The organism is Enterobacter cloacae complex sp. SHL018 (assembly GCF_049237905.1).
Lineage (GTDB): Bacteria > Pseudomonadota > Gammaproteobacteria > Enterobacterales > Enterobacteriaceae > Enterobacter > Enterobacter hormaechei_C.
In genome coordinates, this window is sequence record NZ_JBMKJE010000002.1 from 58,569 (window position 1) to 76,042 (window position 17,474).

Annotated in this window: 5 protein-coding genes; all 5 read left to right on the forward strand. The window is 61.0% G+C overall.

The annotated features are described in order from the left end of the window. Nucleotides 1-636 precede the first annotated feature (636 nt). Nucleotides 637-12,060 carry a BapA/Bap/LapF family large adhesin gene (locus ACOTY5_RS10110; RefSeq protein ID WP_259429670.1) on the forward strand — a complete coding sequence of 3,808 codons (11,424 nt, stop codon included), beginning with the start codon at nucleotides 637-639 and terminating at the stop codon, nucleotides 12,058-12,060. Between the two features lie 82 nt (nucleotides 12,061-12,142). Beyond that, the gene (locus tag ACOTY5_RS10115; RefSeq protein WP_062934063.1) at nucleotides 12,143-13,546 is read left to right on the forward strand and encodes a TolC family outer membrane protein; all 1,404 of its coding nucleotides are present in this window, start codon (nucleotides 12,143-12,145) and stop codon (nucleotides 13,544-13,546) included. Beyond that, a complete protein-coding gene (locus ACOTY5_RS10120; protein ID WP_032669347.1) occupies nucleotides 13,543-15,735 on the forward strand; it encodes a type I secretion system permease/ATPase in 2,193 nt (730 codons plus the stop codon). The genes ACOTY5_RS10115 and ACOTY5_RS10120 overlap by 4 nt, the downstream gene beginning before the upstream one ends. Continuing rightward, complete coding sequence (locus tag ACOTY5_RS10125) at nucleotides 15,716-16,915, forward strand: HlyD family efflux transporter periplasmic adaptor subunit (RefSeq protein ID WP_017382757.1); 1,200 nt, start codon at nucleotides 15,716-15,718, stop codon at nucleotides 16,913-16,915. Before ACOTY5_RS10120 ends, ACOTY5_RS10125 begins: the two co-directional genes overlap by 20 nt. A 250-nt stretch (nucleotides 16,916-17,165) precedes the next feature. Then, nucleotides 17,166-17,465 carry a type II toxin-antitoxin system RelE/ParE family toxin gene (locus tag ACOTY5_RS10130; RefSeq protein WP_015571638.1) on the forward strand — a complete coding sequence of 100 codons (300 nt, stop codon included), beginning with the start codon at nucleotides 17,166-17,168 and terminating at the stop codon, nucleotides 17,463-17,465. Nucleotides 17,466-17,474 lie beyond the last annotated feature (9 nt).

Sequence of the window (17,474 nt, forward strand, 5' to 3'; positions counted from 1 at the left end):
TTATTTATGAAATATGTGAAGTCGACAGTTTATTTTTATGCGTAGCAGAATCCAAACCCAAACCGAAAATATATTTTATTAATGCGATTCTTTGAAATATATCATACAGCAGATGATTTACCCTAACTTAAATCATAATTAAGCAGTCATTAATATTCGCTGGAATTATAAATAAAACCTGTGTATTCAGTATTATCCCCCTATCATTTCTTCCACTACCTAATCCCGACCGCCTGTACGCCAACGCCTCTGTGGCGCGGCCCGCATAGCCAACAAAATATATTCGCGCTATCAATTAATTTTCTCTGCAATCACAGTGCAGGGTTTACAGACACTTAATTTGCACATTCAGATATTTATAGCTATATCATTTTTACAGCAAAATAAATAATACCTGCACAAATAATAAGGCTTATAAAACACGAAAATATAAATAAATAACAGTTTCTCATGTAAATAATTAGCTTCGCCCTGATGTTGCCACGTTGATTGCTGGCGGATCTCGGTCGCTCTAAAGAAAGCAACGGTAAATACTGTTTTATTCACAGTATTTTCGCCGGGAGCGCCCTCATCCCTTCAAAAATATGGCCACGTCTGACACGCCGTAAACAATAACTCTGCTGGAGTAATAACTGTATGAGCCAAATATCTGTTATATCGAAACTAACTGGCGTGGAAACGACCACGGAAGGGACACAGATAACACTCGATCACTCCTCAATCGTTAAACTTAACGTGGATCGCGCCGACATCTCAGGTTACTCCCGCAGCGGAAACGATCTGGTGATTACCCTCCACTCGGGCGAAGTGATTACCCTTAAGAATTTCTACGTCACCGACGCGCAGGGCGTGAGCCAGCTGGTGCTTGAGGAGAGCGACGGTGCGCTGTGGTGGATTGAAGATCCAACCGGTGCCGCCACCTATGAATCCATCGCCTCCACGGACGCCCTACTGGCGGCGTCAGGGAGTGATACCGGCGGCGCCGCAGCGTGGCCCTGGGTGCTGGGTGGCCTGGCCGTCGCAGGTGGGATTGCCATTGCGGCAGGAACCGGCGGTGGAGGTGGCGGGGATGACGATAACAACAGCCCGAATCCCGGCAATCCGGGAAATCCTTCCGAGCCAGATACCACGCCTCCGGATGCCCCCACCAATCTACAGGTCTCACCTGACGGCAAAACCGTCACCGGTACCGCTGAGCCGGGCAGCACGATTACCCTGAAAGATGCCGATGGCAACACCATCGGAACGGGCAAGGCGGGTAGCGACGGGAAATTTACGATTGATCTCGGTACGCCACTCACCAACGGGGAACAGATCACCGCCACCGCCACCGATCCGTCCGGCAATACCAGCCAGGGCGGTCAGGTTACGGCACCGGATCTCACCGCGCCGGATGCCCCGGCCAATCTGGAGGTCTCCCCTGACGGCAAAACCGTCACCGGTACCGCTGAGCCGGGCAGCACCGTTACCCTGAAAGATGCCGATGGCAACACCATCGGAACGGGCAAAGCGGGCAGCGACGGGAAATTTACGATTGATCTCGGTACGCCGCTTACCAACGGAGAACAGATCACCGCTACCGCCACCGATCCGTCCGGCAATACCAGCCCGGGCGTTCAGGTCACGGCACCGGATTTAACCGCGCCGGATGCACCCGAGATTGTCACCGTCAATGATAACGTGGGCGCCGAAACAGGCCCGCTGAGCAACGGACAACGCACGGACGATGCGCGTCCGACGTTCAGCGGCATAAGTGAAGCCGGCACCGTCATTACCTTCTATGACAACGGGAAACCGATTGGCACCGCCACAGCCGATGCCACCGGGAAATGGAGCTTTACCCCGTCGACCAACCTGTCTGAAGGCAGCCACGCCATTACCACCACCGCGACCGATGCCGCAGGCAATACCAGCCCGGCGTCCACGGCGGTAACCTTCGTGGTCGATACCGTCGCGCCTGGCGCGCCAGCGATCGTCAGCATCACCGATGATGTTGCGCCTGGCACCGGCACGCTCGGGAGTGGAAGCAGCACCAACGACCCACGGCCACAGCTCACCGGCACGGCGGAAGCTGGCTCGACGGTCACCATCTATGATAACGGCATTGCCATTGGCACAGCGGTTGTGGGCAGTAACGGAAGCTGGAGCTTTACGCCGTCGGTGAATCTGAGCGAAGGCAGCCACCAGCTTACCGTGCGCGCCACCGACGTCGCCGGTAACACTGGCCCGGCCTCGCCGGTCTTTACCGTCACGGTAGATGTCACCGCGCCGCAAACGCCTTCCGGATTTATCATTAACGACGACACGGGCGTACTGAAAGGAGCGATCGGTGCCGGGCAGTTTACCGATGCCTCAGAGCCGCGCCTGACGGGCAGAGGCGAACCGGGCAGCACGATCACGGTTTACGATAACGGCGTTGTTATCGGCACCACCACCGTTCTGCCGAACGGTACCTGGAGCATCACGCCGACGAATCCACTGGCAGAAGGCGCACACTCGATTACCCTGCGGGAAACCGATGCGGCAGGCAACCAGAGCGGTCTGTCTCAGCCGATCAACTTTACCGTCGATCTTACGCCGCCAGACATGCCGGTTGCGACGCTCAACTCCGCAGGCACCCAGATCACCGGTACCGCCGAGCCGGGCAGTAAAATCGTCATCACCAACAATGCCGGGCTGCAAATCGGGATCGCCACTGCCGACAGCAACGGCAACTATGTCGCCAACCTGAACCCTGCGCAGACCAACGGTGAGATTATCTCCGTGGTCGCCTCCGATGCCGCAGGCAACCAGAGCTCACCGGCGCTGGTTAACGCAGCGGATATCACCCCGCCTGCCGCACCGGGCAACCTGGTGGTGGCGGAAGACGGGGCCAGCGTCAGCGGAACCGCCGAGCCAAACAGCACGATTATCATTAAAGCGCCGGACGGTACGATCATCGGCCAGGCCACCGCCGGTCCGGACGGCACATTTACCATCCCGATTTCGCCAGCCCAGACCAACGGCGAAGCCCTTGAAGTGACGGCCACCGACGGCAGCGGCAACACCAGCCCGTCTGGCTTTGCCGACGCGCCAGACAGCACGCCACCGCTGGCGCCGGAAAACGTGGTGATCTCTGCCGACGGCACCACCGTAACCGGTACAGCCGAGCCGGGCAGTACCGTCACCATTCGTGAAAATGGCGTGAAGGTCGGGGAAGCGGTCGCCGACGATCAGGGGAATTTCAGCGTAGATCTGATCCCGCCGAAAGCCAACGGCGAAGCCCTGACCGCCGATGCCACTGATACCGCCGGAAACACCGGTCCGACCGCGCCGTTTGACGCGCCGGACATCACCGCGGCACAAACCCCGGTCATCACGGGCGTGGTGGATGATGCCCCCGGCGTCACCGGTCCTGTCAGCCAGAACGGTCTCACCAACGACAGCACGCCTACCATCAACGGAACGGGCGAGCCTGGCACCACCATCACCCTCTACAGCGGTACTACCGAAATTGGCACCGCAGTCGTGTCGGCGAACGGTCAGTGGTCCATCACGCTGGAAACCGCGCTACCGGACGGCGGGCACGTACTGACGGCGACGGCGGTTGACGCCAACAATAACCTCAGCGGGACATCGAACACCTGGAGCATCACGGTGGATACCGCCGCCCCGGGCGCGCCGGCCATTACGCAGGTCATTGATGACGTACCGGGCCGCACGGGTGCGCTCGACACCAATGAAACCACCAACGACACGCTCCCGACGCTGAACGGTACCGGCGAGCCGGGCTCCACCGTGACGATCCGTCTGGACGGACAGGATATTGGTACTGCCGTTGTCAACAGCGGTGGCGCATGGACCTTCACGCCTACTACCCCATTAGTGAACGGGCAGCATACGTTCACCGTCGTCGCGAGCGATGCGGCCGGCAACGCCAGCGCACCATCAGCCGGCTTTACCTTTACCGTCGATACGACTCCGCCACCGGCGGCCACCATTGACACCGTTTCCGATAACGTGGGGCCCGTGCAGCTTCCGCTTAACAGCGGGGACACCACCGACGACACGCTGCCGCAGTTGCAGGGAACCGCACCGGACGGCACCACCATTACGATCTATGACGGAACCACCCTGCTCGGCACGGCGGTGCTCGACGGCAGCGGTGGCTGGAGCTTTACGCCAACCACGCCGCTGACGGACGGCCCGCACTCGCTGACGGTCCACGCAACGGATGAGGCGGGTAACACCACCATTTCGCCGCCGTTTGAACTGGCGATCGACACCACCGCGCCTGCAACGCCGGATATTCCTGAGATCACCGTCAACCCGGACGGCGGCACGCCGGGGACGGCCCTGAATCCTGGGGAGACCACCCGGGATACCACGCCAACCCTGAGCGGCTCGGGCACGCCGGGCGATACCGTCAACATTTACGATGGTGCCACCAAAATTGGTGAAGCCGAGATCGATGGCGACGGTAACTGGAGCTGGACACCCACCACTCCGCTGCCTGACGGCACCTACGATCTCTCCCTGACGGTGACCAACCAGGACAGCGCCGGGAACGAAAGCGCCCCGTCCACGCCGGTGACCATTACCATTGATACCGACGCGCCTGCCCAGCCGGGAACCCCAACGGTGACAGACAGCGTAAGCCAGATCACCGGTCCCGTGCTGGATGGCGAATCCACCAACGATCCGCGTCCGGTCCTGAGCGGCACCGGTACGCCGAATGACGTCATTACCATCTATGACCAGGTGGGTACAGGCGAGCCGCAGGCCGTGGGCAGCGTTACGGTGGACGGTAACGGTAACTGGAGCTGGCGTCCTGAGAGCAACATTGGCGAAGGGACGCACGAATACACGGCGACCGCCACCGATGAAGCCGGGAACGAATCTGTGCCATCAGCCGGTATCACGATAACGGTCGATACCCTCGCCCCGGACACCCCTGTTATCAGCGACATCGCCGGCGCGCAGAACGGCGGGTCCACTAACGACACCACACCGACCCTGAGCGGAACCGGCACCACCGGCGAGACGGTGATCATCTACAACAACGGCGTGGAAGTGGATCGCGTTGAAGTCGTCAATGGCGGATGGTCCTATACCCTGCCGACGCAGACCGACGGCCCGCTGAATATCACCGTCGCCGCGGTGGACGATGCCGGTAACGTTAGCCCGGTAAGCCCGGTCTTTACGGTGGAGGTTGATACGCAGGCGCCAACCGTGCCGCAAATTGACGCCGTCTCTGACAGCCAGCTGACCAACAGCGTGCTTTACACCCGCGACGGTACGCCAACCCTCACCGGGATTGGCGAGCCGGGTTCGAGCGTCACCGTTTCTGTTGATGGTGTCGCCTCGCCGGTGGTCGTGGAGGTTCAGCCGAACGGGACATGGTCCTGGACCGCCGACCCTGCGCTCACCGAGGGGCCGCATACCTTCTCAGTGGCTGCGAGTGACGCGGCGGGGAATACCTCCGCCAGCTCCGGGGAGCTCAGCGTGACGGTGGATACCCTGCCGCCTGCAACGCCAACGAATATCGCCATTGCCGCGGAGGGCACTCCGCTGACCGGGACGGCGGATGACGGAACCACGGTGACGGTTAAAGACGCCAACGGCAATATCATCGGGACCGGGGTCGCGACGGGAGGCTCCTTCTCCATTGCCCTCTCCCCGGCCCAGTTAGATGCCACTACGCTGACGCTCACCGCCACGGACCCCGCAGGCAATGCCAGCCCGTCAACCACCTTTGACGTGCCGGACTCCCCGCTCGATCTGCCTGCGGTACCAGTCATTACGGCAATCAACGATGACGTCGATCCCGTCACGGGCGACGTGAAAGATAAAACCACCAATGACGTCACGCCTACCCTTACCGGCACCGCCGATCCGGGCAGCGTGATCGCCATTTATCAGGATGGGGTGCTGGTTCCGCTGACGAACGTTGTTGCGGATGATAACGGCAACTGGAGCTACACGCCGCTGTTGCCGCTGACGGAAGGGCCACACACCTTTGCCGTGACCGCCACGAATACCACCACTGGCGAGACCAGCGGGCAGTCGCCGATCGCGACCGTCACCGTCGACCTTACCGCCCCGACAGCGCCAGCCATCGGTGCGGTGACTGATGACGTAGGTCCGATCACCGGCCCAATCGCCGACGGGCAGAGTACCAATGACAACCGTCCTACCCTGACCGGGACAGGCACGGCCGGGGACACCATTACCGTGTACAATAACGGCGACCCGCTGGGCACCGTTGTTGTCGGTCCGACCGGCACCTGGAGCTACACGCCGCCTGCGCTGGACGACGGCAGCCACACCCTGACCGTGACCGCCACCGACCCGGCAGGCAATGAGAGCACCCCGTCGGCCGGGATCACCATTGTGGTCGACACCGTCTCCACCACGCCGGTGATTACCAGCGTGACGGATAACGCAGGCAATGCGGCAACGCCTGTCCCAAGCGGCGATCCAACCAACGACACCACGCCAACCCTGAACGGTACCGCCGAGCCGAACAGCGTCGTCGCCATTTTTGATGGCGCCACGCAGATTGGTACGGTGGCGGCAGACGGTACCGGCGCCTGGACATTTACCCCTGAAACCGCACTCGGGGAAGGAACGCATGACTTTACGGTCAGAGCGACGGATCCGCAGGGCAACGTCAGCCAGCCGTCCGGCGTCTGGAGCATCAATATCGATCTGACGGCGCCACAGGTGCCGACGATCGATACGGTCAGCGACAACGCTCCGGGTGGCGTAACCGGCCCGCTTACCGCCGGGCAGGTCACCAATGACACCACGCCAACCCTGAGCGGCACCGGCCAGGCGGGTACCACCATTCACGTTCTGAATAACGGCGTAGAGATTGGTACCACTACGGTCGACGGCAACGGTAACTGGACCTTTACGCCGGACCCGGTTCTGACGGACGGGACGTATAACCTGCGCGTCAACGCCAGCGATGATGTCGGAAACGTCTCCGCCAACTCGCCAGTGTTCGCCTTTACGGTGGATACCACCGGCCCTGCGGCCCCGGTGGTCACCACGGTGATAGACGATGTCAGCCCGGGAACGGGAATCATCGCCAGCAACGGTTCCACCAACGACACCCGTCCAACCTTCAACGGTACGGGGGAAGTGGGCGCAACGGTGCACGTTATTGTCGATGATGTGGAAATCGGCACGGCGGTCGTCAACGCCCAGGGTAACTGGACCTTCACGCCGACCACCGCGCTGGGTGAAGGGCCGCATACCATTACCTTCAACGCCACCGATGCCGCAGGCAATACCGGGGTCACCTCACCACCGTTCAACCTGACGGTGGATACGTCGGTGCCCGACGCACCGGTCTTTACCCCTGCCACCGACAATGCCGGTCCCGTGCTGGGCCCGGTCGCCTCGGGACAAAGCACAGACGACACCACGCCAACGCTGAACGGCACCGCGGCAGCCAACGCGACCATCACCATCTATGAGAATGGTCAGCAGGTGGGCACCGCCGTGGCTGATGCCAACGGCGTATGGAGCTTCACCACCGGCACGCTGGCAAACGGCAGCCACACCTGGACAGCCACGGCAACCGATGCCGCGGGCAACGTCAGTCCTGCCTCACCAGGCTTTACGCTGGTGGTGGATACGACTGCGCCTGCCGCGCCGGTTATCACCCAGGCGATTGACGATGTTGGCACCATCACCGGGGCGATTGGCTCCGGCCAGACCACGAACGATCCTCTCCCGCGCCTGGTGGGGACCAGCGAGCCGCTGGCCACCGTGAATATCTACGAAGGCACTACGCTGGTGGGCACCGGTACTGCCGATGCTAACGGCAACTGGACCGTGGATATCACCGTGCCGCTGGGCACCGGGTCACACACCTTTACCGCAGAAGCAACGGATCAGGCGGGGAACACCGGCGCGCCGTCCGCCGATTTCAGCCTGACCATTGACACCACGCCGCCAGCGCTACCGGTACTGACCAGCATCACCGACGACGTCGGTAATGCTGCGACGCCTGTCGCCAACGGCGGGTTAACCAACGATGCACGTCCAACGCTCACCGGTACGGCAGAAGCTGGCGCGACGGTAACCATCTATGACAATGGGGTACAGATTGGCACTGCGGTCGCCACCGGCGGCGCGTGGAGCTTTACGCCGTCCACCCCGCTGGCTGACGGGCCGCATAATCTGACCTTCTCCGCCACCGACGCCGTGGGCAACGCCAGCGCGCAGACCGGGGGTTACACCATCAATGTGGATGCCACCGCCCCTGTCGCACCGGCAATCACCTCGATTGTGGATGATGTGGGAACCGTCACCGGCCCTGTCACCGGCACCAACCCAACCAACGACACCCGTCCGACCTTAAACGGTACGGCTGAAGCCAATGCCACCGTACGTATTTACGACGGCACGACGCTGGTGGGAACCGTCACTGCCGATGCCAACGGCAACTGGACGCTGCCGCAAACCAGCACCACGCTGACCGAAGGCGCGCATAACTTCACCGCCACCGCCACCGATGCCGCGGGCAATACCAGCGCGCCATCGCCGATTATCACGATCAACGTTGACCTGACGCCGCCACCAGCCCCAACCGGGCTGGCGGTGATCACCAACGGGACGCAGGTTACCGGTACGGCGGAAGCGGGAAGTACCGTCACCATCACCAGCAGCACCGGAACCGTGCTTGGTACCGCCGTCGCGGACGGCAGCGGAAACTTCAGCGCCACCCTCACCCCTCCACAGACCGGCGGGGAGTCACTGATTGTCTTTGCTACCGATAAGGCCGGTAACGCGGGTATCACCACCTCCGTGATTGCTCCGATCACCACGATCCCGAACGCGCCGGTTATCGCTAACATCGACGATAACGTCGGCACGGTGACGGGCAACCTGACCAACGGGAAAACCACCGATGACACCACGCCAACCCTGAGCGGCACGGCGCAGCCAAACGCGACTATCACCCTCTATAACAACGGGGTGCTGATGGGCACGGTCACCGCAAATGCCAGCGGCAACTGGAGCTTCACCACGCCGGTGCTGAGCGAAGGGCCGCATGCCTTCACCGCCACGGCGACCAACGGCTCGGGCACCAGCCCGATTTCCACCTCGACCACCGTGATTGTCGATCTCACTGCGCCAACGGCTCCAACCGGGACCTTCAACGCAGACGGCAGCGTACTGACCGGTAGCGCCGAAGCGGGCAGTACCGTCACCATCCGTCTGGCGGACAACTCAACGGTCACCGCCACGGCAGACAGCAACGGCTCCTGGAGCTACACCTTCCTAAATAAACAGACGGAAGGTCAGACGCTGCAAATCACCGCCACCGACGCGGCAGGCAACGTCTCGCTGCCCGGTTCAGCCCTTGCGCCGGTGGTGCCGCTCTCAGCCAGCACCAACGTTGAAGAGCTGGCGCTGACGACCACCGCAACGGTGACCAACTCGCAGTACAGCGACTATGGTTTCCTGCTGGTGGGCGCCGTAGGTAACGTGCTGACCCTGCTCGGCAACGACACCGCGCAGGTAGGTTTCACCGTCGGCAGCGGCGGCAGTGCGGATATTGCCGTGAACGCCAACGCCACGGGTGCCGTTCTTTCCCTGCTCAATACCCTTGAGCTGGTGGTACAGCGCTTTGACGCCGCCAACAACACCTGGACCACCGTGGTCGACACCGGACAGCCGCAGTTCGCTGACCTGCTGACCCTCGGCGCGACGGGGGTGTCGCTGAACCTGACCGGCCTGGCGGATGGTCAGTATCGCGTCCTGAGCTACAACACTAACCTGCTGGCAACCGGCTCTTACACCAGCCTCGATGTGGCGGTGAAAGAGACCAGCGCAGGCACCGTGTCCGGCGAGACCAGCGTTGTCGGGAACGTCATCACCGACGTGGATCCAACCGCAGGCAGCGACAACGCCCCGGCGGGCACCACCGTCACCGCGGTCACCAACGCCCAGGGCACCACCACCAGCGTCACGGCTGACGGCACGGTGATTCAGGGGCAGTACGGCACGCTGACCATCAACCTGGACGGCAGCTATACCTATAACCTGACCAACACCAGCGCCGCCGTCATTGGGCGCACGGAGAACTTTACCTACACCATCACCCACAACGGCACCAGCGCCTCGGCAAATCTGGTTCTGTCGCTGGGCGAAGGCACCAGCAGCAGCGGTATCGTGGCCGTGGACGATACCGCCTCGCTGACCTTCGATACCACCGTGGAGGCGATTAACAACGGCACCTCGTCGCAGGGCGGCTTTACCCTGGTGGGGATCAACCTTGGCAATACGCTGGGGCTGAACCTGCTGGACGATCTGGCCAACCCGATCATCTACTCCGTAGAAGAAGGCACCACCCGCACCATGACCGTTCAGGCGTCCGTGGGCGGCGTGGCGCTGGCCTCGGTGTTCGACCTCTACATCTATAAGTTCAACAATGCGACGCAGACCTTCGAGCAGATGCGCGTTGAACCCGGCTGGCTGCGCGCGCCGCTGCTGGGCGGCACCTCCTCGCAGCTGACGCTGAATCTGCCCGCCGGCGAGTACCTGTTCCTGCTCAATACGGCGGCGGGGATCACCGCGCTGACGGCCTACACGCTGAACGTCTTGCAGGATCATGTCTACAGCGTGGCAAGCGTGAGCGAGAGCACCACCGGGGATGTGCTGGCGGATGATATTGCGCCAGCGGGTACCGTGGTCTCCGACGTTAACGGCGTGGCGGTGAACAGCAGCGGCCTGACGGAGATCACCGGCGAATACGGTACGCTGCGGATCAACGCGGCCGGGGAGTACACCTACACCCTGGACAGCGGGGTCGGCGCGGACCATATCAGCACGCCGGATACCTTCGTCTACACCATCACCGCGCCTGACGGCTCGAAAGACACAGCATCGCTGAACATCACCCCAACCGCGCGCCCAATGGATGCGGTAAACGATGTCAGCACCGCGATGGACGTCACGTCGGTTCACCATACGTCAACCTATACGGATACCTCCGTCGGCACCGCCAGCTGGACTACCGTCCTGTTGGGGTCAACGCAGGGCAGCGGAAGCGGAACCTTCGTGGTGGATGCAAACACCGCGCTGCATAACGCCTCGCTGCACTTTAACGTGGCCTCGCTGCTGTCGCTGGGCGGGCTGACGGTGAACTGGTCAATCACTGACGGGACGAATGTGATTCGCAGCGGCTCCTTCAGCGGAGGCTCACTGCTGGGCGGCAGCATCGACGTTCCGCTGACCGGGCTGGATCTCAACGCCGGGACCTATACGCTGAACTTTACCGGCAGCGTACCGGGGCTGAGCGTGGGGAACATCACCATTACCCCAAGCGTAAACGGCACGACCTACTCCCTGTCGCAGTACGACGCGACGGGCACCCACACCGTTGACGGCAATATCTTCGACGGCACCGGCTCCGCAGGGGCGATGGACCAGCTGCACTCGGTTGATACCCGTGTGAGCATTACCGGCTACGACGGCGTTACCACCACGCTGGATCCGTACACCGGCAGCACGATGTCAAACATCACGGGCCACTACGGGACGCTGGCGATTGCCGCTGACGGCAGTTACACCTATACCCTTAACCCGGGGATCTCGCTCTCTACCATTACCAGCAAGGAGGTCTTTAACTACACCCTGACCGACGCCAGCGGCACCACGGATACCGCGTCGCTGACCATTGACATGGCGCCGAAATTTGTCAGTTCGGAGCATAACGATGTGATTAGCGGCACGGCCTACGGCGACACGCTGATTTATCAGGTGTTGAACAATACGGCGGGTAACGCTACCGCAGGTAACAGCACGGGCGACCACTGGACGAACTTCTCCCTCACGCAGGGAGACAAGATCGACATTGGCGATCTGCTGGTGGGCTGGAACGGTAGTGCGTCGACGCTGGGGAACTATGTCTCTGTTTCACAAAGCGGTAACAATACTGTGATCTCCATCGACCGTGACGGCACGGGAGCCGCCTACACTAAATCTGCGCTCGTTACGCTGGACAACGTTCAGACCACCTACGACGAGCTTGTAAACCAGCAACACATCATTACCTGATAGCACCTGCAAGAAATGACCCGGGCGCACACAGCGCCCGGGCATAAACAAAAAAGCAGTACTTTTTTATTAGGGACAAGACATGGGAAAGAAGATGCCTTACTGGTGGCTCTCGTGCTGCCTGATATCTGTGCCCGCTATCGCGGCAAACCCTGCGGCGATGATTAATACCGGACAATTAAGCGAAACGCAGGAACTCCCCTCTTTAAATGGTCGCGTGGCGCCCGTAGCCAGCAAAGCCGCCCCCGGCACGCTACAGCTGAATGAAGCGGTTAACCGCGCCGTGACCTGGCATCCGGCCATCAGTGAAGCCGTCGGCAAACTTTATCAGCAGAGCGAAAATGTGGATGTCGCCAAATCGAAATATTATCCGCAAATTAACGCCGGCATGGATAACGGTTATAGCCACGACGGCGACGATAATGGCTTTACCCCTTCGCTGTTGCTTTCTCTTTCGCAAATGCTTTACGACTTCGGCAAAGTCGCAAGCCAGGTACGCGCGGAAAACGCGGGCGTCGCCCAGCAGCAGGCCAACGTGCTGGTGAGCATCGACACCATCGCCCACGATACCGCCATCGCCATGGTGCAGGTGCAGACCTGGCAGCAGATGGTCGAGACCGCCAAAGAACAGCTGGATGCCCTGTCCTCCATCGGCACCCTGACGAAACAACGTAATGATGAAGGCGCAACGTCACTCTCTGACGTGGTGCAGACCGACGCCCGCATCGAAGGGGCGCGTGCGCAGCTGATGCAGTATCAGGCCAGCCTCGACAGCTCGCGCGCCACGCTGATGAGCCTGCTGGGCTGGGACAGCCTGAACGCGGTCAGCAATGACTTTCCGCAGAGCCTGGCCCGCAGCTGCGACATCGCCGAGCCGGACGATCGTCTGGTGCCCTCGGTATTAGCGGCCTGGGCGCAGGCCAACGTCGCGCAGACTAATCTCGACTATGCCAACGCGCAAATGACCCCTACCGTTTCGCTGGAGCCGGAAGTTCGTCACTACCTGAACGACCGCTACGCCGGCAACGAAACGCGGGACCGCACCCAGTACTCCGCGTGGGTAAAAGTGCAGATGCCGCTCTATCAGGGCGGCGGCCTCACCGCCCGGCGTAACGCCGCCGGACACGCGGTGGAATCCGCCCAGTCCACCATCCAGCGCACCCGTCTTGAGGTGCGGCAAAAACTGCTGGAAGCGCGCAGCCAGGTGATGAGCCTGATGAGCACGCTTCAGATCCAGGGCCGTCAGGAAGCGCTCAGCGCCCGCACCCGCGAGCTGTATCAGCAGCAGTATCTCGATCTCGGTTCCCGCCCGCTGCTCGACGTGCTCAACGCCGAGCAGGAGGTGTATCAGGCGCGATTTACCCAACAGCAAACCGCCGGACAGCTGCATCAGCTTCAGCTCAACTGTCTGTACAACACCGGGCGCCTGCGTCACGCGTTCGATCTTGAAAACCGCACCATCCAGACCGTGGAGATCCAGCCATGAAGCAACGCGATATTCCGCAGGGTGAAAATATGACGGATGAGGCGCTGGAGCAGTGGGCGCAGGCGTTTGGCTATGTGGCGACGCGCTATCGCGTTGCCTGTTCGCCAGGCTCGCTGATCGCCGGCGCGCCGTGGCTGAAAGGCAAACCGATGGTGCCCGCCCTGACGCAGCTCGCCCGTGAAGCCGGGCTGACATTCCAGCTGCTGACGGCCGATCAGCACGCCATCAACAGCTGGCGTCTGCCGGTGGTGGTGGAGCTGAACGACGGTAAAATCGGCGTGATCGACAATTTCGACGGCGAGGATACGCTTGAGGTCAGCTTTTTCGACGACAACACGCACACCAACCGCCTGTCAATGAGCGCGATGCTGCCTGCCATCCGCCACGTCATCGCCCTGCGTCCGCTGGCGGCGCTGAAGGACAGCCGCGTGGATGCCTATATCTCAAAATACCGCCCGGACTGGCTCTACCGGCTGGTGATGCGCGACCTTCGCCCTTACAGCTGGGTAATGCTGGCGGCACTGTTCATTAACGTGCTCTCCCTCTCGGGCATCGTCTTTTCCATGCAGGTGTATGACCGGGTGATCCCCGCCCAGTCCTATCCGACGCTCTATGTGCTGACCATCGGGGTGCTGATCGCCACGCTGTTTGGCTTTGTGCTGCGCGTGGCCCGCGGACACATTATGGATCTGCTGGGTAAACGCTCGGATCTGCGCGTCTCGGATCGGGTGTTCGGCCACGCGCTGCGGCTGCGCCACAGCGCCATTCCGCGATCCACCGGCAGCTTTATCTCCCAGCTGCGCGAGCTGGAGCAGATCCGCGAGATGGTTACCTCCTCCACCATCTCCACCATCGTCGATCTGCCGTTTTTTATCCTGTTTGTGATTGTGCTGGCGATCATCGCCCCGCAGCTGGCGTGGATCGCCCCGGTGGCGGCGGTGATCATGGTCCTGCCCGGCCTGCTGCTGCAAAAGAAGCTGGCGGAGCTGGCGAAGCAGTCGGCGCATGAATCGACCCTGCGCAACGCGGTGCTGGTGGAGAGCGTGCAGGGGCTGGAGGACATCAAGCTGATGCAGGCGGAGAACCGCTTTTTGCAGCAGTGGAACAGCTATATCCAGATCACCGCCGAATCCGGCCTGCGCACCCGCGAGCTGACGCAGAACCTGATCAACTGGGGGATGACCATTCAGAGCCTGGTGTATGCCGGGGTGATCGTGGTGGGCGCGCCGATGGTGATCGACGGCACCTTAACCACCGGTTCAGTGGTGGCCGCCTCAATGCTCGCCTCACGGATGATCGCCCCGATGGCGACACTGTGCGGCGTGCTGGCCCGCTGGCAGCAGGTGAAGGCGGCCAAAGAGGGGCTGGACAGCATTATGCAGCTGCCGACCGAGAATCAGCGCGAAGAGACACCGATCCGTCAGGACGTGCTGCGCGGACATTACCTGTTCGAGCAGGCGCAGTTCCGCTATCACCCGGAAGATCCGCGCATGGCGCTGCGCATTAACCGTCTGGAGATCAAAGCGGGCGAGAAAGTGGCGATCCTCGGGCGCAACGGCGCGGGCAAATCAACCCTGTTGCAGGCGATGGCGGGCGGGATGGATCTGGCGGGCGGTGAACTGCGGCTCGACAACCTCAGCCTGCCGCATCTGGACGTGGCTGACGTGCGGCGAAACGTCGGCTTTATGACCCAGAACGCCCGGCTGTTTTACGGCACCCTGCGCGAGAACATCACGCTCGGCATGCCGCGCGCCACCGATAAAGAGATCTTCGAGGTGCTGGAGATGTGCGGCGCGGCCAGCTTTGTGCAGAAGCTGCCGAAGGGGCTGGATTACCCGATTATGGAGAACGGTGTCGGGCTGTCCGGCGGGCAGCGGCAGTCCATCCTGCTGGCACGGATGCTACTGCGCGATCCGAATATCGTGCTGATGGATGAACCGACCGCTTCCCTTGATGAGCATACCGAGCGGGAATTTATTCAGCGCCTCGGAGCGTGGCTTGGCAACCGCACGCTGATTGTCGCGACCCACCGCGTGCCGGTGCTGGAGCTGGTGGAGCGCGTGGTTGTACTCAAAGATGGCATGCTGGTGATGGACGCGCCAAAAGCCCAGGCGCTGAACAACAGCCGTATGCAGCAACAGCAGCAGGCAACCGGACGGGAGTGGAAAAATGAAAATCAGTCAGCGTGACGTTGCCGCAGTAGAAGATCTGGATAACGCGCTCGACTCAGAAAGCGGTTATACCGGTGCCCGGCGCATTGTTTTCTTCTCCCTGCTGATGTTTGTGGTGCTTGGCGTCTGGGCGTGGTTCGGGGTGCTGGACGAAGTCTCAACCGGTACCGGGAAAGTGATCCCCAGCTCACGCGAGCAGGTTTTGCAGTCGCTGGATGGGGGCATCCTCACCGAGCTGAACGTGCACGAAGGGGATCAGGTGCAGGCCGGACAGGTGCTGGCGCGGCTGGATCCTACCCGCTCGGAATCCAACGTCGGCGAAAGCGCGGCGCGTTACCGCGCGTCGCTGGCCTCCAGCGCGCGTCTGTATGCCGAGGTGAACGATCTGCCGCTTAAATTCCCGCCGTCCCTGGCGAAATGGACCGACCTGACCGCCGCTGAAACGCGGCTCTACAACTCGCGCCGCGCCCAGCTTGAGGATACCCAGCGGGAGTTGCGCGCCGCGTTAGATCTCGCGAACAAAGAGCTGGCGATCACCCAGCGGCTGGTGAAAACCGGGGCCGCCAGCCACGTGGAAGTGCTGCGCCTGCAACGGCAGAAAAGCGACCTGGAGCTGAAGCTCACCGACGTACGTTCCCAGTATTACGTGCAGGCCCGTGAAGCGCTGTCGAAGGCCAACGCCGAGGTGGATATGGTGTCAGCGATCCTGAAAGGCCGCGAGGATTCCGTTACCCGTCTGACGGTGAAGTCTCCGGTGCGCGGGATCGTGAAAAACATCAAAGTGACAACGATTGGCGGTGTGATCCCGCCCAACGGTGAGCTGATGGAAATTGTGCCGGTGGACGATCACCTGCTGATTGAAACCCGCCTCTCGCCGCGGGATATCGCCTTTATCCACCCTAATCAGGAGGCGCTGGTGAAAATCACCGCCTACGATTACGCGATTTACGGTGGGCTACACGGGGTGGTGGAGACCATTTCGCCGGACACTATTCAGGACGAAGCGAAGCCGGAGGTGTTCTATTACCGGGTGTTTATCCGTACCAGCCAGGATTATCTGGTGAATAAGGCGGGCAGACACTTCTCGATCGTGCCGGGGATGATAGCGACGGTGGATATCAAGACCGGGGAGAAAACGGTGCTGGATTATATGATCAAACCGTTTAACCGGGCGAAGGAGGCGCTGAGGGAGCGGTAGTCAAACGCCGGGTGGCGGCTGCGCCTTACCCGGCCTACATTCTCGCAGGCCCGCGCAAGCGCAGCGCCGCCGGGCATTAATCCGCACGCAAGACGTGGAATCCGCCTCGAAGAATTAACCTTTAGTCATGCATCACACTTCCCTTCAGCCATGACCAGGGTAATATTACTCGCAGACAAAACGCACTTGCGCACAGTGCAGGAGTGCATTACTATCCACTCAGCTTCAAGGACTGGAGCTTACCAGCATTATGATTAATCATTTTCGGGATCAATGGCTTGAGGATTTTTTTCTCTACGGGAGATCGAGCAATGTTATTCCTTTGAATCTGGAAACAGCGCTTGCAAGAAAGCTCGACATCATCAATGCGGCCATGTCGCACCTGGATTTACGATCGCCACCGGGCAATATGTATGAAGCATTGAGTCCTCCGTTGAAGGGATATTCCTCTATCCGGGTAAACAGACAATACAGGCTTGTATTTCGCTGGTCAGAGGGAAAAGCAGACGATCTCTATCTCTCTCCACACAAGTACACGCAACACAAGTGAGGCATCACC